Annotated in this window: 13 protein-coding genes and 3 pseudogenes; 10 read left to right on the forward strand and 6 right to left on the reverse strand. The window is 58.9% G+C overall.

The genetic code is table 11. From position 1 onward, the window contains the following. The first annotated feature begins 30 nt into the window (after nucleotides 1-30). From ACXADQ_RS19570 to ACXADQ_RS19580, 3 genes and pseudogenes are all read left to right on the forward strand, one after another. Nucleotides 31-1,236 carry a serine protease family protein gene (locus ACXADQ_RS19570; protein WP_475325344.1) on the forward strand — a complete coding sequence of 402 codons (1,206 nt, stop codon included), beginning with the start codon at nucleotides 31-33 and terminating at the stop codon, nucleotides 1,234-1,236. A gap of 10 nt (nucleotides 1,237-1,246) precedes the next feature. Beyond that, the gene (locus tag ACXADQ_RS19575) at nucleotides 1,247-3,526 is read left to right on the forward strand and encodes a peptidoglycan-binding protein (protein WP_475325347.1); all 2,280 of its coding nucleotides are present in this window, start codon (nucleotides 1,247-1,249) and stop codon (nucleotides 3,524-3,526) included. Between the two features lie 1,314 nt (nucleotides 3,527-4,840). Then, nucleotides 4,841-5,041 (forward strand): annotated as a pseudogene (locus ACXADQ_RS19580) (tyrosine-type recombinase/integrase); the annotation flags it as partial. 186 nt (nucleotides 5,042-5,227) lie between these two features. Here ACXADQ_RS19580 and ACXADQ_RS19585 read toward each other — a convergent pair. Next, nucleotides 5,228-6,136 carry a LysR family transcriptional regulator gene (locus tag ACXADQ_RS19585; RefSeq protein WP_475325349.1) on the reverse strand — a complete coding sequence of 303 codons (909 nt, stop codon included), beginning with the start codon at nucleotides 6,134-6,136 and terminating at the stop codon, nucleotides 5,228-5,230. Nucleotides 6,137-6,252: 116 nt separating this feature from the next. On the opposite strand from ACXADQ_RS19585, the gene ACXADQ_RS19590 reads away from it, so the two are divergent. The 5 genes from ACXADQ_RS19590 to ACXADQ_RS19610 are packed head-to-tail and all read left to right on the forward strand — an operon-like array spanning nucleotide 6,253 to nucleotide 9,636. Further along, nucleotides 6,253-7,005, forward strand: coding sequence for an SDR family NAD(P)-dependent oxidoreductase (locus tag ACXADQ_RS19590; protein ID WP_475325353.1), 753 nt, complete (start codon nucleotides 6,253-6,255; stop codon nucleotides 7,003-7,005). Beyond that, the gene (locus ACXADQ_RS19595) at nucleotides 7,005-7,256 is read left to right on the forward strand and encodes a hypothetical protein (RefSeq protein WP_475325357.1); all 252 of its coding nucleotides are present in this window, start codon (nucleotides 7,005-7,007) and stop codon (nucleotides 7,254-7,256) included. The genes ACXADQ_RS19590 and ACXADQ_RS19595 overlap by 1 nt, the downstream gene beginning before the upstream one ends. Before the next feature lie 11 nt (nucleotides 7,257-7,267). Next, nucleotides 7,268-7,804, forward strand: a complete 537-nt coding sequence (locus ACXADQ_RS19600) for a DUF924 family protein (RefSeq protein ID WP_475325362.1) — start codon at nucleotides 7,268-7,270, stop codon at nucleotides 7,802-7,804. Between the two features lie 15 nt (nucleotides 7,805-7,819). Further along, entirely contained in the window at nucleotides 7,820-8,995 is a 1,176-nt protein-coding gene (locus ACXADQ_RS19605; RefSeq protein ID WP_475325365.1) for a low temperature requirement protein A, read from the forward strand. Beyond that, entirely contained in the window at nucleotides 8,992-9,636 is a 645-nt protein-coding gene (locus tag ACXADQ_RS19610; RefSeq protein WP_475325367.1) for an ion channel, read from the forward strand. The genes ACXADQ_RS19605 and ACXADQ_RS19610 overlap by 4 nt, the downstream gene beginning before the upstream one ends. Nucleotides 9,637-10,348: 712 nt before the next feature. On the opposite strand, the gene ACXADQ_RS19615 is transcribed toward ACXADQ_RS19610, so the two are convergent. The 4 genes and pseudogenes from ACXADQ_RS19615 to ACXADQ_RS19630 all read right to left on the reverse strand — a co-directional run. Then, nucleotides 10,349-11,533, reverse strand: a complete 1,185-nt coding sequence (locus tag ACXADQ_RS19615; protein WP_475325371.1) for an aromatic amino acid transaminase — start codon at nucleotides 11,531-11,533, stop codon at nucleotides 10,349-10,351. Nucleotides 11,534-11,539: 6 nt separating this feature from the next. Continuing rightward, a complete protein-coding gene (locus ACXADQ_RS19620; protein ID WP_254656780.1) occupies nucleotides 11,540-11,776 on the reverse strand; it encodes a hypothetical protein in 237 nt (78 codons plus the stop codon). 86 nt (nucleotides 11,777-11,862) lie between these two features. Beyond that, on the reverse strand, nucleotides 11,863-12,663 hold the full coding sequence (gene proC / locus ACXADQ_RS19625; protein WP_475325377.1) for a pyrroline-5-carboxylate reductase: 801 nt from the start codon (nucleotides 12,661-12,663) through the stop codon (nucleotides 11,863-11,865). Between the two features lie 3 nt (nucleotides 12,664-12,666). Continuing rightward, nucleotides 12,667-13,035, reverse strand: a pseudogene (locus ACXADQ_RS19630) (zinc-binding dehydrogenase); the annotation flags it as partial. A gap of 71 nt (nucleotides 13,036-13,106) precedes the next feature. Between ACXADQ_RS19630 and ACXADQ_RS19635 the strand changes: the two are divergent. Next, nucleotides 13,107-14,266, forward strand: a protein-coding gene (locus ACXADQ_RS19635; protein WP_475325379.1) for an IS3 family transposase whose coding sequence is annotated in 2 segments (ribosomal slippage) — nucleotides 13,107-13,356 and nucleotides 13,356-14,266 — 1,161 coding nt in all. Because the reading frame shifts where the segments join, the coding sequence is not laid out codon by codon here. A gap of 27 nt (nucleotides 14,267-14,293) precedes the next feature. Here the strand turns inward: ACXADQ_RS19635 and ACXADQ_RS19640 are convergent. After that, nucleotides 14,294-14,959, reverse strand: a pseudogene (locus tag ACXADQ_RS19640) (alcohol dehydrogenase catalytic domain-containing protein); the annotation flags it as partial. A 140-nt stretch (nucleotides 14,960-15,099) separates the two neighbouring features. Here ACXADQ_RS19640 and ACXADQ_RS19645 point away from each other — a divergent pair. Further along, complete coding sequence (locus ACXADQ_RS19645) at nucleotides 15,100-15,576, forward strand: Lrp/AsnC family transcriptional regulator (RefSeq protein ID WP_475325381.1); 477 nt, start codon at nucleotides 15,100-15,102, stop codon at nucleotides 15,574-15,576. Nucleotides 15,577-15,610 lie beyond the last annotated feature (34 nt).

The following is a 15,610-nucleotide window of genomic DNA, read 5'->3' on the forward strand; positions in this document are numbered from 1 at the left end:
TTTTCAACCAGTCAGGAGCATTAATCTGTGATGTGGAATTGGCAGTTGCGCAGGACCATCGTAGCGCTTGTGGCAGCACTTTTGCTGCTGTCCACCGCTCCGCTGACGGCGGCTTGCCTGGACCGGGCACACAGTGACGCCAGACACCACGTTGTTCTGCTCGAATACCAGCATCGGGCAGACAACGGCGCGCTGCTTGAGACCACCCGCAGCACCGGCACCCTGGTGTCCGAAACCGGGCTGGTGCTGACCTCCTACAGCCTGCTGCTGGACGCCGATATGGGTCCGCAAAAGCTGCTCAGCCACAGTTCCGGAAGCCCAAGCCCTAGGGCGCTCAGTGTCGACGTCTGGGCGACCGAGAAGACAGACAACGCCCCCAACGCCCGCGGCATCGTCATCGGGCATGACTGGCGCCGCGACCTGCTGCTGGTGAAGATCCCTCATTCGAGCGTCCTCGAACTGGGCCTGATCGCGCCGCAGCTGGCCCGCGACCCGGTCCAGATCCGCGACCGGATCTGCCTCGCCGGGTTTCTAGAACAGGGGGCGGGATATGCCGCGATCCCGTCCGAGGACACGCATTCGGTGACAGCCCGCGATCAGGTGAAATGGAAGATCAATGGTTATGCGCCAAGCCGGCCGGAAGCCGGCAGCGCCGTTCTGGATCATCGCGATGGCACGCTGCTCGGTCTGCTGGTCGCCGATTATGACGACGCCGTCTTCCTTCCGATCGAGTTCGCCGACCGGTTGTTGTCGCAGGTGTTCATCTCGGACATCCTCGAAGAGATGGCGAGTTTTGAGCGTTTCCAGGACGAGCTGCGCGGCGGCGTAATCTGGAACTTCCGGATCATGAGATGGCCGTCGTCGCATTCCGATCCCGAGATCCTGATCCGGTTCTTCAGCAAGCCCATGTACCCTTCGCGCACGGTCTGTGCGGTGGAAGTCAGCAGCCGCGTTCAGGGCATCGACAAGGATGGCAACGAAAACTACGTCGGGCTCGAAGGCTTTGAAAGCAAAGCCTTCCTGCCGATCCCCCGAACCGAACACTATGCCGAGCATCTGCTCAGCGACTATGTCGATCTGGCCGGCAACCTGGGATTTCAGAAACTGAACTACGTCGAGTTCACACTGTTGCCCTATCTCAACGATCCGGCCTGCCTTCCGGGCCGGCGGGACAAGATGGAAGTGGGGGATCAGACGGTGTTCCAGTTCCCGCTCGACATGGAAATCGGGGGCTAGGGAGATGCGCATGGCACAGGCGAAACCGGGGGGACAGGGGACACAGGGCCGGCTTTGGCGCGTCCTGCGCGAGACGCTCATCGGGTGTTTTGCCCCGCTGCTGACCGTCGCGGTCGCCCAGGCCGAAGACGTCCGACCGCCGCCGAAGCCGCTCAAGCAGATCCACATCATCGGCGATGGCGACCGCTACCCGTACCGGATGCTGCGCACCGATCCCCGGAGCGGGGCCGTGGTCATGCGCTCGGGGGAAAGGGTGCCGGTCGAATCCCAGCTGCCCGACTACGAGGTCACCGGCTTTCATGCGTCCGACGCGTTTCTGCTGCGCTTTGGCCGCAGCCGGTCGCATAATTTGTCACAGGTCGACTTTTTGGAGCCCTCCAAAAGCTTGGTCTTCCGGCTCACGCTGCCGGACTTCCGGCTGGACAGCGCGGTGTATCACGACGACTTCCTCTATGTGGCCGATGGCGAGAGACCGCTGGTCCGCGTCGACGATCTTTGTGCCTACGAATTCGCCCCGGTGCTCGCGATCTTTTGTGCGGACAGAAAGCGCGGTATGCGGAGCAGCTGGCTTGAAACCGGAATGCCGCCCATTGCCGATCTGGTGGCCTTCTCGGGTCTGCGCGAGCACTTCCTGGTGTCGGCGCACCGGTTCGAAAGCGTGCTGGCGGCCCTTGATGTGGAATACGGCAAGATCATCGACGCGCTCGACCTCGACGCCCCCCCGATCGGTGTGGTGCTGGAGGGCATGTCCATCGGCGGGCAGGCCGACACAAGGCGCAGCGCCGTTCTGGTGGCGCTGCCAGCGGCCCGACGCGTGGACCTGTTCGACGTCGATACTGACTTCCGGCAGTTGCGCCTTGCAACGCGGATAGAACTCGAAGACCTCGCCCGGGTGCCGGCGCCGGTGGTCGCGGAAACGGCGGGCGATGTGGCATTCTGGTCGCGCGCGTCCTTGGTCGGCAAGATCGCCGGGTCGGACGACCAGTCGCTGCTGCTGATCGGCGGCGAGGGGAACACGATCCATGGCTTCGCTCGCGACCACGACAGCCGGGGCGGTGTACGCCGGCTGTTCGATCTGCGTGGCGGGGCAGGCGAGATCGTGGATTTCGATCTCTCATCTGATGGGCGCAGGCTGGCGGTTCTTTTCGCCGACGGTCCGATGATGATCGACACCCGAGACCTGATATCCGGCGACCCCGGGGCCGCTTTGGCCTTGCTGGGCGCGGAAGAGGTGAAAGGCGAAAGCGATGCCGAGCGGGACCTGACCACCGCGATCCAGCGGCGCTTGCGCGCCGATGGGTTCTATTCCGGCACCGCCGACGGCTATCTTGGCCGCGAAACCGTTGCTGCGCTGGAGCGGTTCCTGGCTGCCAACGGCACCGGCATCCCAGTCGATCTGGAGAGCAACGGGGCCACCGAGCTGCCTCTCGACGTTCTGGCTAAGATGTTCTGGAATGACCTCGACAGCTTTCCTCCGGAAGTACTCGACGCCCGGAAACGGATTGAATTGTACCAGTTGTCCTTCGACCTTTTCTTTGCCGCCCACATGCCGGGGGTGCGAAACTTCGCGCCTTCCGAAATCTACGGGACCGATCCTTCCTGTGTACCTGCACCCGCGCTCTGGCCCGGCATTGTCCGTCCCCTGCGCGCGCTGCAAGAGCTACGCGATGGGTTGGGTGAGGCGATCAACGTCACTGTCAGGTATCAGCCGCCATCTGTGCGCGACTGTCATGGATCCGAGGCCGGCGATCCCGAAATCGAAACCGCATTGGAGGCCTTTCGGGGCATCGGCTTCCAAGTGCCAAAAGTCGCTCCGGCCCGAGTGCGCGACGCGCTGAGTACTTTGGCTACCCACGGGCGCCTGCTCCACACTGCGACCGACTCGAACACCTACTTCCTCGCCGCCCCGCAAACGCCCCAGAATTTCCCTCAGCCAATCGGTCCTGCCCAGATCCAAATCGCCAGCCACGAGTTGACCACCCGTGGCTGCGGCGAGGCTGTCGAAGACGTGGCCGAATTCGCGCGACACCTTGCTGGGACCGAGTTGGCCGGTCGCCGAATTTACATTTCGCGGGCGGGCGAAGCGAACACCCAGGGGGCACCTGAGGGTTACCATGTCGTCGCCATCGATCTCGGCGAGGATATCGACCTAGGCCGCCGTTGGATACGTCTGGTCCGCGACGTGGCCCCCAAGACCGACGACGGTAAGACGGGCGCAGACGCGTTTGCACGCTTCGATCCCCGCTATACAATGGATCTTGGCTGCCTGTCGGGCCAGATTATCCCCTGATCTCGCGGGCCATCGAAATGTAGTGTCATACTGCGCTGAGTACCTGACCAGAACAGGCGTTGCCCTTTGTGCAACATTTCGAACAGGATGCGGGGTTGATGCGCATTGCAGGATCAATTGGACACCTCGGAAAGTCTGGTAGTTTTGCTTTGCAGTGGCTGGCTTTCGCCGGGCTACGGCAGCACGTAAAGACTTGTTGCTTGCCCATTTGTTTCGCTCTTCATTGGTTCGTTCGTTGTTCCGCGAATGGGGACAATCTCCTGGACCGGAGCTTCGTGCACGGCGCAGAGAACGACCAGGGAGAGCCGATTTAGCAAATGCCGTGGGTTAACGGGTTATCGAGATTGGTAGTGCTGATATAGCGTTATGCTCTGGATCGGGAGAGTGATCGCAAGGGAAGATGCCCAACTCCTTCGAGAGCTTCACTTTTTGGGGCCTTATGAATGCAGTCGTTAGAAAGCTGGCGTCCGATGGCGGCTTCGTCCGCATTGTGAGCAATCGTGGTTGCTATTTCGAAGGGCCGCTTTTTACTCCGGGCACCCCAGAGGAGATCGTTTCCTGCATTGTCGGAGCCAAACTTTGACGTCCCGATTTGGCGGCCAATGTAGCTAGAATAATAGCGGCTTTCGGCAGGGATTTGGCAGCTTCAACTCAACGTTTTAAGCGCTAAGACCTTGAAAACTAGCCGAAAGGTCGTTAATTTGGCTATCAAATTCGAGGATATTCAAGAAAGCCCCCGGGCACCAGAAAAATCTGTCAAGAGACGGATGTACGCCTGTTTCCAATTGCTTGAACAGTTCCGCTTTCGGGATTCGACTCGGTCAGACGCCGAAGCGACCGTTCATTCCGGGCGCAGAGAAAGTCGGGAGAGAGCCCACCCTGTGAATTTTCTTTTTTGGCTGCGTGCGCACGCAGCAGGAATTTTGCCGCGCGCGCATCATCTTGAGCTCTGCGAAGCGGCGCAGAATGCGGCTATTGGAACAAGACGCTGCACGGTTTTGTCATGCAATGAGTAAGACGCGGACTAAACTGCCTTGCGGCTATTTGGCCACTCTGCGTTGCAAGCGCTTGAGATCGCCACGAACGATCCATCTATGAGCGACGCCAACAGTTAGTGAGCGTCCGCTGAACCCGACCTGACGGGGCCATGCGGGCATTGATATCGGCAAGGCTGATCACGAACGCTCGTTCGTAGCGTTGTGGTATCCGGTAAAGTGGGCTCTGAACGGATCAATGCTCGCGCGGCCACATCCGCTATCTTGCATCTCCGACACCGGCTCTTCGATCAACCTGTAGAATTATCCTGTCAGCGCGGTGCTGATGATTGGGCTAGAGCCGAGCGGATACGGCACCCACTCGCTCCGTCGGACATAGGCCGCGGAGATCTATCGAAAAACCGGCAACCTCCGCGCGGTCCAACTGTTGCACGGTCACACGAAGGTCGACAGTACAGTGCGCTACCGCGGCGTTGAACTCGAAGATGCTCTGAGCATCGCTGAGCGTATCGATATCTGAGTTAACTTGGCGAACGGTCCTGCCGTTCGCCATCTCAAAGCGTCTGCCTGTCACTTGCGCGGCGACAGTCAGTGCTGAGCCCATTCGATCCAATGCAGCAGGAAAAATCAATGGGCACCTCGATCAGCCTATGCTGTTTTCGTGCAGTGATCTTTAGAAGCCAATAGTTACGCAATTCTCGAGCGTTCACCCCACTTGTCGCGCTGCGCCTATTGACCTTTCGGCAATCAACGCGCCAAGCCACAAGATAAAAACCTCAATCCGGAACGAGAGATTGCGTTTGCGCGCGAAAAGCGCGGTAAGGCTCAGGGCCTCCGGCGTATACTCCGGCAAGATTTCGATCAATTGGCCCGCCGCGAGTTCTGGTTCCACGTCATAGGCAGGCACTTGGATGATGCCATGTCCCGCGATGGCAGCCGCGATGTAGGCGTCGGCATTGTCGACAGCGATGCGGCTTTCCATTTGGGCTTCCCCTCTTTCCCACTCAAACACGGCGTCAGACGCAGGAAGGACCGGCGAGAAATTTACCAACATGTGTTGCTGCAAATCGGAGGGCGACTGCGGCACCCCAAAACGTGTCAGATAGTCCGGGCTGGCACAGTTGATCAGGCGCAGCTCGCCCAACTTTCGACCGATCACCGAGGAATCCCCTGTTTCACCGACACGGATGATGACATCTATCCCCTCGGTCACCAGATCGACCGGACGATCGGTCGTGCTGATGTCCAAGGAGACATTCGGATGAGCCTCTAGGAAAGACGCCAGCGCTGGGATGACCAGCTTGCTGCCAAATCGGCTGGGCATATCGACCCGCAACCGGCCGGTTATCTGGCGCGGAGACCGCCGAAAAGCCGTTTCGGCATCGTCCATCGCATCCACGATCTCTCTTGCACGATCCAGAAACTGCAACCCATCCTGCGTCGGTGTGACGGTGCGCGTGGTACGATGCAAAAGCTGCGTGCCGAGGCGGTCTTCGAGTTTCTGGATTTCTGTAGAGATCGTTGAGCGCGGCACACCCATCACCTCAGAGGCGCGGGTAAAATTGCCGCTTTCTATGATCTGAATAAACGCCTCCATTTGGCGGATGCGGTCCATGGATTTCCTTTTGTTCGCAAATTTCGACCAATTAGGTCGAAATTATCCCTCTACTGCCGAAAATTCAAACCAGTAAATCTTGCAGCAACAAAAACTCCGATGGATTGGACCACGTTATGACACAGATCGCACTTGTAACTGGCGCGTCTCGCGGCCTTGGCAAAAACATGGCGCTTGCCTTGGCTGAGGCTGGCAAGGACGTCATCATCACCTACCTGGGCAACGCCGACATGGCCACCGCTACCGTTGCGCAGATTGAAGCCAAAGGCCAAAAAGCAGCGGCTTTGCAACTGGATGTGTCCAAGGCAGAAACCTACCCCGCTTTCTTCAAACATCTGAGCAAGACACTGGCCGGCTTTGGTGCAGACAAACTGGACTATCTGGTGAACAATGCCGGGATCGGCATTCATGCGCCTTTTACAGACACGACGCTGGAACAGTTCGATCAGATGGTGAATATCCACCTGAAATCGGCGTTCTTCATGACCCAATCCGCGCTGCCACTCTTGAATGACGGCGGCGGTGTGGTGAACATCTCTACGGGCCTCGCGCGGTTCACCTTGCCCGGCTATGATGCCTATGCCGCGATGAAAGGCGGTGTTGAAGTTTTGACGCGCTACCAGGCAAAATCGCTTGGTGAAAAGAGCATCCGTGTGAACGCCGTCGCACCCGGTGCAATTGAAACTGACTTTGGTGGTGGTGCCGTGCGCGACAACGCAGATTTGAACACTTTCGTTGCCTCTCAGACCGCGCTGGGACGTGCGGGTGTGCCGGATGACATTGGTGGCGTCGTGGCCTTCTTGTGTTCCGACGCGGGGCGTTGGGTCAATGGCCAGCGGATCGAAGCCTCCGGGGGGATGTTCCTGTGATGCATGTGCTGATGGTGACGGGCGCGGGGATTGTTTTCCTCGCGCTGACCGTGGGGCTGGCTGCTGTGTTGAAGCGTCCGTTTTCCGCGCTTCTGCCCGGCTTTCTGATCCTGTGGGCCGTGGGTGCCGCTCTGAATATGTATATCGGTGTGGCCCATGCAGGCTATTCGATTGCCGAAGAGGCCCCGATTTTCTTGATCATCTTTGGTATCCCTGCGGCGCTGGCCCTGTTGTGGGCGCGGCGGTCGTGACCTTCTGCGTCATGGCATTCACCAAGGATCACTCACGGGACGTGGTGGATTTCTGGGCCAAGGCCTCGGCCGAATGGTTCCGGAAATCCCCCGCTTTTGATCGCGCCTTTCGGAACCGGTTTGCCGCGAGTTTTGATCTGGTCCGCGACAAAAGGGATGGATGGGCAGATGCGGGCGAGGATCAGCTCGCGCGGCTCATCCTGTTGGATCAATATCCCCGCAATGCGTTCCGTGGTTCGCCTCGCATGTACGCAACAGACCCGCGCGCGATTGAGGTCGCGCGTCTTGCCATGCCCCTGATCAAGACGGTGCGCGCCGATCTGCGCCTCTTTATGGTTCTGCCTTTTGCGCATTCAGAGGATCTGGCGGATCAGGATATTTCGGTCCAGCTTCATCGACAGCATTTGCCGTCCGGGGTATCAAAAGCAAAACGACATCGGGAGATTATCCAACGGTTTGGACGGTTTCCCCACCGCAACAAAATACTGGGACGCACCCCGACACCGGCAGAGATTTCCTATCTGCGCAACGGTGGGTTCAACGGATAGTGACGAGGAAGACTTATGCCCCTTATTGACCGCATCGCCCCAAAAGCCGCTCTGAGGCCGCTCGCCCCGGATGCCCCGGCTAAAGTGACGACGCTTGAGCTGTTTTTTGATCTGGTCTACGTCTTTACCATCATCCAGCTCTCGCATTTTCTGCTTCATCACATGAGTTGGCACGGCGCGGTAGAGGCCGCAACGCTGTTTGCCGCGATCTGGTGGGCGTGGAACTATACCGCCTGGTCCGCCAACTGGAAAAACCCGGACCATCCGGCGGGGCGCGTCGTGATGATCCTGCTGATGGGCTGCGCGCTGACCATGGCCATTTCGGTGCCCGAAGCCTTTGGAGACCGCGCAGGGCTGTTTGCCGGGGCCTATGTTGCCATGGCGCTGATCCGCGCCGGTTTTATGGCCATGCTGTTTCGCGGGCACCAGATGGGACAAAACTATATCCAGCTTGGCGTCTGGAGCGCGATTTCGGGCCTGTTGTGGATTGCGGGTGCGCTGATCCCGTCCTTGCGGTTGCCGCTGTGGATTGGGGCTGTTGTCGTTGACTACCTTGCGCCTTACTCGGGCTTTTGGGTGCCCGGCAAAGGGGCGACGCCGATGGACAGTTGGCCACTAAAAGGTCTGCATCTGTTTGAACGCAATCAGCTTGTTTTCATCATCGCGCTTGGCGAGTTGATCCTTCTGCTTGGGGCGATGCTGGTTGATCACGATTTGCACGCGGATGTGGTTTTGGCGGGGGTGGTTGGCTTTCTGATGATTGTTGCGCTGTGGTGGATTTACTTCGTTGATCTCAGCGAACCCGGAGAGCACCGATTTGAGCAATCCTCGGATCATACGCGGCTTGCGCGCGCGGCTTTGGCCTATGCGCATGGCATCATGGTCTGCGGAGCAATTGTCATGGCGGTCGCAATCGAGTTGATCGTGGCGCATCCGCATGACGCCATTCACGCAGATGCGGCGATTGTGGCCTTCTCCGGTCCCGCCTTGTTCCTGACGGGGGCTTCGGTGTTTCACCGGACGATGCTTGAGAGCTTCCGGCTGGCCTATCTTGTTACAATCGCGGCGCTGGCGGCATGGGCATGGCTGGCCAATGATATGCATGTGACAGGTCTGATCCTGGGCGCGGGCGTTCTGGCCATTTTGGTATTGTCCATCGCCGCCGCCCGCTTTTCGAAAGCCAGCGCATGACCCGCGCTGTTAAGATAAACCTAGGCTTGCTGGTTGCCATCCTGGTGCATAATCTGGCCTACCCGCTCTCGGCGGCGGGTGGGGTCTGGCCTGCCTTGTTTTATCTTTTTTATGGGTCGATGTTCGTCGTGGCCGTCTTTGCACTGAGCGCGCGTTTTGCCGTAAAACGGCTCATGGCGCTGATCGGGCTTGCCGTGATCGCGGCAGGGTTGGCGAATTCTTATGCGCCAAGCAGCGTCGCGGCTTTGGCGGTGTTTGGCACCTCAATCCTCTACCACTTGTTGATGATCGGTGTCCTTGCGCTTTACACCTTTCGCGCCGGGGCCGTCACAACAGACATCCTGCTTTCTGCGACGTCACTGTACCTTGTGATCGGATCGGGCTTCGCAGCGGTCTATTCCCTCACAGAGTGGCTCGCCCCCGGTTCCTTCACCACAGCGTCAGGCGGCGCGGCTGGCTGGCAGGATTTCTTTTATTTCAGCTACGTCACCCTAACGACGCTCGGCTACGGAGACATCCTTCCCGTGGGGTTTTATGCCCAGTCCATCGTGACCTTCGAAGCTGTCGGCGGCACGCTTTATACCGTGATCCTGCTGTCGCGCCTTGTTGGCATGTATGCGTCGGGCGACAAATCGGCATAATTATTAAGAATAGGCATTGTCGCAACCGCAGCAAATTGGCGCTTTTTCCCCACCTCGCGGATCTGATCAGGTTGCGGCGAATATACAGTCTCGGCTAGGGCCATTTTGACGCTGCTAAACGTCCGGTTCGGTGACCGTCGCTCCAGGGCAGCGGTCGGACTGCCGCAACCACAAAAGGATGTTGCGCCAGCAATAGCCGCAAGTGCACAAGTCTGGTTTGTCCCGCATTGTGAGCGTCCGCTGCTGCCATTCCGAAGGGCCGCTTTTCGCTCGAAGCGCCGCTGAAAAGAGCGATACCTGCATTGTCGGAGCCAAGCTCTATCGTCCCAATTTGGCGGCCAATGTAGCTAAAAAAATAGCAGCTTTCGGCGAGAATTTGGCCGCTTCAACTCGATGTTTTGGGTGGTAAGACATTGAAAACTAGCCGAAAGGAAGTTAATTTGGTTGTCGAATTCGAGGCCATCCAAGAAAAGCCCCCGGGAAACGGGATTCTATGTCAAGAGACGGAAACCCGTTCAAATTCACCCGAAGTACCAAGAACGCTTCGCGGCGTCTGTGGGCCAAAACTCAGAAGCTGTCATTCACGTGCTGTGCGGCGAATGCTGGGAACGAGCCCAAACTCAAAGATGCTGCAGCTCTTATCAATGTCGGCATTGAAGTTGTCGCAGGCCCAATTTTCGCTCAACTGATCCGCCTTGCTGTACGCTAGATGTTATTTGGCGGATGTTATTTCCGATATCGCTCTAATCAGTTTTTTGATGTCACCAGCTCCCAATCGAGCGACGTTCACGCGTCCGCCCTTCACAACGTGTATGCCGTGCGCACACGTCAGAGCGGTTTCCTGAGCCTCGGTCAGGGGGAGGAGAGAAAACATGCCGGATTGCTTTGCAAAATAAGCGAGCTGGTCAGTGCCAAACTCGGCACGTTCGGTTTCCGCAATCTGTTGGCGCACCCCGGCGACGCGCGCGCGCATCCTGTCCAGATCGGCCAGCCAGAGCCTTTTGAGGCTCTCATCTTGCAGGATCATGCGCACCACCGATGGGCCATGATCCGGCGCATGGGATGCGCCGGAGCGGACGATCGCGGACACGGCACGATGCATGCGCTCCCGATCACCCGCGCGCGTTTTCACAAACAGCGCGCCTGCCCGGTCGCGGTAAATACCGAAGGATTTGGACAGAGTGATGCAGACGATGCATTCGGGGAACCGCGCGGCGATTTTGCGAGCCATGGCGCAGTCGGCGTCCCAGCTTTGGGCGAAGCCCAGATAGGCAAGGTCGATCCAAGGCACGATCCCGCGTGCCTCCAGAAGTTCGAGCAACGCGTCGAACTGCTCTGCGCTCATGTCCGCGCCGGTCGGGTTGTGGCAGACGCCCTGCATGAGGAAGACATCGCCCGCACGGGCGGCCGTCAGCCCCTCCAGCATCTGATCAAAGGTGATCTGAGCCTTCAGCCGGTCGTAATACGGCACCTGCGCGAACCGTGCATGGGCCGCGGTCAGGATCGGGATGTAGTTGCCATAGGTCGGGGTCTGCAGCCAGACGGTAGGAGGATTTGGCATCTGCGCGAGGAGGTCCGCCATAACTCGCAGGGCTACGGCTCCACCGGAGGTCTGTGCGGACACCCAGCCATTGTCAAAGGAATCGCCCATTGTCTCGTGCCCCAGCACGCGGCAATAGTCGGCGTCCCCCGTCAGGGCGAGGTAGGATTTGCTGGTCTGAGTCTCGACCAGTTTTTGTTCGGCCAGCTTGACGGCTTCGAGAACAGGTGTTTGGCCATGGGCATCCTGATAAATGCCCACGGTCAGGTTTAGTTTGTCCTTGCGGGGATCGGCTGCAAAGTAGTCGGCACCGATCATGATGGGGTCGACGGGATAGTCCTCAACCTGTTCAAACATTCTGCGTCAGCCCTTCTCCAAGATACCTGTTGTGACCAGCGTCTCGAAGTATTCAACCTTCAGGTCAAAGGATTTCAGCAGCTTCTGGGTGCTCGGCTTGACCACGGCATCGTCGAACGCCCCCTGTTCGAAATGCCCCGCCGAGGCAAGGTCGGACCAAAGGCTGGTCACCACCAGTTCATAGTCGGTCCCATTCACTTTGACGGCAAGAGACGCGCCAAGATGACCGGGCAATTCAGCCATCTCCCGGAATGTTGTCCGTTCCAAATGGTCCGCGTATTGGTCAAGAACGGCCTGAGATCCGGCGACGGCGCGCCACCATCGAATGATCATCGCTCCGCCTTCCCCAGTTCGACGGCCCGGTCGCGGCAGGCGATCATTGCCTTTGCGATCACCTCCCCAAAGCCGTTCTCCTGCATCGAGACAATGGCCGCATCGGTTGTTCCGTTGGGCGATGTGACACGGGCTCGGAGGGCCTCTGGTGGATCTCCCTTGGTGGCCATGGTGGCAGCGCCAAGCGCCGTTTGCAGGGTCAGCGCACTGGCATCCTCCGGGGACAGGCCCAAAGCGGTTCCGGCCCAGATCATTTCTTCGATCATCAGGAAGTAATAGGCCGGGCCACTGCCCGACACCGCCGTGACAGCATCCAGAAGGTCTTCACGCTCGACGGTGACGCAAATGCCGAAGGCTTCGATGATCGCTTTGGCCGTTGCGCATTGGGCTTCGGTCGTGTGTTGGTTGACGTAAAGCCCCGTCGCCCCCAGGCCAAGCAGGGCGGGCGTGTTGGGCATGGTGCGGGCGATGGCCACCGGTCCAAAGAGGCCTTCCAGCGATGCAATCGTAACCCCGGCGGCAATGCTGAGGATCAGCTTGCCAGACAGGTCCGCATCCATCTGTTTGGCCACTGCAGCAATGACCTGAGGTTTGACGGCCAGCACGATGATGTCAGCGACAGAGGCGCTGGCCACATCGTCAGTCGTGTGGACGCCGTGCTCGCTGGCCAACCGGTCCCGCTGATCCGCGTTCGGATCGACAACCGTGATCCGCGAAGGCTCCCAACCACTGGCGATCATGCCGCCAATGATGGCCGACGCCATGTTGCCACCGCCGATGAATGCAATCTTATCCATAGCTCAGAAGCTCGTGATGACGGTCGCGCCGACGGACTGGAACTTGTCCATGTTCATCAGCGCCTCGGGGGCCGCGTCGATGCCGATCCTGTCGCCGACCAGCCGCGCCGGGTTCAGCTTGCCGCTCTCGACCATGTCCAGCATCGCCCCATAGCGATGGGCTTGCATCCCATGGGAGCCAAGCAACTCAATCTCCTGGCCAACGATCTTCGGCATGGGCACCGCAGGGGCAGCGTGGTCGCCCAACATCAGGCCCACCTGGATGTGCTTGCCCCGTGGCCGCAGGCAGAGGATCGAGTTGGTCATCGTCGCCGGGTGACCAAGAGCATCGAGCGAGACATGCGCGCCGCCCTTGGTGATCTCCTTGATGGCCTCTGACCTGCCCCCCGAAATCTCCCGCACTTTAATGTAGAGTTTGCTCAACCTCTTGAAGGAGCAAACAAATGCGAAAGAGCCGTTTCACTGAAGCCCAGATCATTGGGATGATCAAAGAACAAGAAGCCGGGATTCCGACGGCGGAGGTGTGCCGCAAGCATGGCCTGAGCCAGGGCACGTTCTACAAATTCAAATCCAAGTATGGCGGCATGGAAGTGTCTGATGCGGCCAAGCTGAAGGCGATGGAGGACGAGAACGCCAAGCTTAAACGTCTGCTGGCCGATGCCATGCTGGACAACGTTGTGCTGAAGGATTTGCTGGGAAAGAGTTGACGACGCCGAATGAGCGGCGAGAGGCAGCGCTCAGGGCGATGCGGGATCATGACATCTCGCAACGCCGGGCCTGCCGACTTGTCGGTGTCGATCCGAAGACGGTCCGGCGTGAACGCCCGCCGGACAATCCTGAGATACGCAAGGAGATGAAGGCCGTCGCGGCCAAACGGCGTCGGTTTGGCTACCGCCGGATCGGCGTGATGCTGGAGCGCGAAGGATACGTGATGAACCACAAGAAGCTGTATCGGCTGTACACCGAGGAGAAGCTGGGCGTTCGGCGACGGCGTGGACGGAAACGGGCGCGTGGGTCTCGAACACCAATGCCAGAGGCTTTGAGGCCAGGCGAACGTTGGTCGATGGACTTCCTGTCGGACACGTTCGGGGCATCACGCCGGTTCCGCATCCTGGCCGTCAATGACGATTGCTGCCGTGAGAACCTGTGCCTGATGGCCGACACCAGCATCTCGGGTGCCCGGGTTGCGCGTGAGTTGGATGCGCTTGTGCGTATCTATGGCAAGCCTGCCAGCATTGTCAGCGATAACGGGACTGAGTTCACAAGCCGGGCAATCCTGAAATGGGCGAACGACAACGGCGTCGACTGGCACTACATTGATCCGGGCAAGCCACAGCAGAATGCCTTCATCGAGTCATTCAACGGCAGCTTGCGCGACGAATGTCTAAATGAAGAGATGTTCGAAAGTCTGGATGATGCGCGTCGAAAACTGGCGCTCTGGCGGTACGACTACAACAACGTCAGGCCGCACTCATCTCTCGGAAACAAAACGCCCGCAGAAGCGCGCCGAACGCTTGAGCAATTTGAGAGCTCCGCGTCCGGCGCGCTTGCCCAAATTGACGACCAAGACTATGAAAACCAGACCCGCAAACTCTCGTTATGAATGAGGGAGCCTCGGGGGGCAGGTCACCTCGACAACATCGCCCTTGCCATCGATGGCCGCGACCGCGCCAAGCTCCTTGGCCAGCAACAGCTTTGCCGGGTCCAGATCAACACCGATCACATTCGCACCCGCCGCACTGGCGATCATCACTGCCGAGAGGCCGACGCCGCCGCACCCATGCACGGCGACCCATTGGCCTGCGCTGACCTTGCCCTGGTCGATCACCGCGCGGAACGATGTGGCGAACCTGCATCCCAGACTTGCGGCTGTGGCGAAATCCATTGTCTCAGGCAAAGCGACCACATTCAGGTCAGCCTGATGGATCGGCACATATTCCGCAAAGCTGCCCCAATGGGTGAAACCCGGCTGTTCCTGATGCAGGCACACCTGCTGATGACCTGCATGACATTCGCTGCACGATCCGCAACCGCAGATGAACGGCACGGTGACACGGTCGCCCACCTTCCAGTTCTTCACGTCCTTGCCAACTGCCTCGACCACACCGGCCAGTTCGTGGCCGGGGATGTGCGGTAGGTCAATGTCACTGTCATGCCCCATCCAGCCGTGCCAGTCGCTGCGGCACACCCCGGTGGCTTCGACTTTCAGCACAACGCCATGCGCTTCGGGCGCAGGGTCCGCCACGTTCACGACCTTGGGGGCTTCTTGGAATTTTTCGAACAGGACGGCTTTCATGGCAGGATCTTTCGGTTGTATCGGCTGGTTGAGTGGAAGTTATCCTATGATGACGAAATTACCTTGCTATACTGCCCTTAATTGTGAATACTTTAAGCAGAAACCCCTCAAAATGAGCGCTTATTGAGGAAACTCTTCCCTTGTTCAGCATCGACCCAGTCAACGCACAAATTCTCGAACTGCTTCAAAGCGATGGGCGCATGACCAACGCCAAACTGGCTGAGCACCTGAACATGAGCGAAACCCCCTGCTGGCGACGGCTCAAGAAACTGGAAGAGACGGGCATCATCGAGGGCTATCAGGCTCACCTCAATCGTCGAAAACTGGGGCTAGGTGTCATGGCCTTCGTTCAGCTGAGTTGCTCAGAGCACGATCAAGACGCGACCGCCGAATTCCAGCGTGTTATCGAGGTCACGCCCAATATCCTCGCCTGCCATAACACGACCGGCGAGGACGATTTCCTGCTGATCGTGGTCGCGCGCGATCTGGACGACTACAGCGCCTTCGTCGACAGCACGCTACGGCGTCTTCCTGGTGTGACCAGCATTCGCTCGAACCTGTCACTCAAAGAGATGAAGGCATCGAGCAAGCTGCCAGTGCGTGGTTCAGAGCGATGATTAGCAGAGCGTTTCAACAGCAGACATTCGTGCA

It is taken from the genome of Thalassovita sp. ABM4_323 (assembly GCF_056158665.1).

Coding starts and splice junctions, on each gene's coding strand:
- proC (WP_475325377.1), bottom strand. CDS start 12,663: ATGGATAAGATTGCATTCATCGGCGGTGGCAACATGGCGTCGGCCATC.
- ACXADQ_RS19600 (WP_475325362.1), top strand. CDS start 7,268: ATGGCATTCACCAAGGATCACTCACGGGACGTGGTGGATTTCTGGGCC.
- ACXADQ_RS19575 (WP_475325347.1), top strand. CDS start 1,247: ATGGCACAGGCGAAACCGGGGGGACAGGGGACACAGGGCCGGCTTTGG.
- ACXADQ_RS19585 (WP_475325349.1), bottom strand. CDS start 6,136: ATGGACCGCATCCGCCAAATGGAGGCGTTTATTCAGATCATAGAAAGC.
- ACXADQ_RS19610 (WP_475325367.1), top strand. CDS start 8,992: ATGACCCGCGCTGTTAAGATAAACCTAGGCTTGCTGGTTGCCATCCTG.
- ACXADQ_RS19620 (WP_254656780.1), bottom strand. CDS start 11,776: ATGGCTGAATTGCCCGGTCATCTTGGCGCGTCTCTTGCCGTCAAAGTG.
- ACXADQ_RS19605 (WP_475325365.1), top strand. CDS start 7,820: ATGCCCCTTATTGACCGCATCGCCCCAAAAGCCGCTCTGAGGCCGCTC.
- ACXADQ_RS19570 (WP_475325344.1), top strand. CDS start 31: ATGTGGAATTGGCAGTTGCGCAGGACCATCGTAGCGCTTGTGGCAGCA.
- ACXADQ_RS19590 (WP_475325353.1), top strand. CDS start 6,253: ATGACACAGATCGCACTTGTAACTGGCGCGTCTCGCGGCCTTGGCAAA.
- ACXADQ_RS19615 (WP_475325371.1), bottom strand. CDS start 11,533: ATGTTTGAACAGGTTGAGGACTATCCCGTCGACCCCATCATGATCGGT.
- ACXADQ_RS19595 (WP_475325357.1), top strand. CDS start 7,005: ATGCATGTGCTGATGGTGACGGGCGCGGGGATTGTTTTCCTCGCGCTG.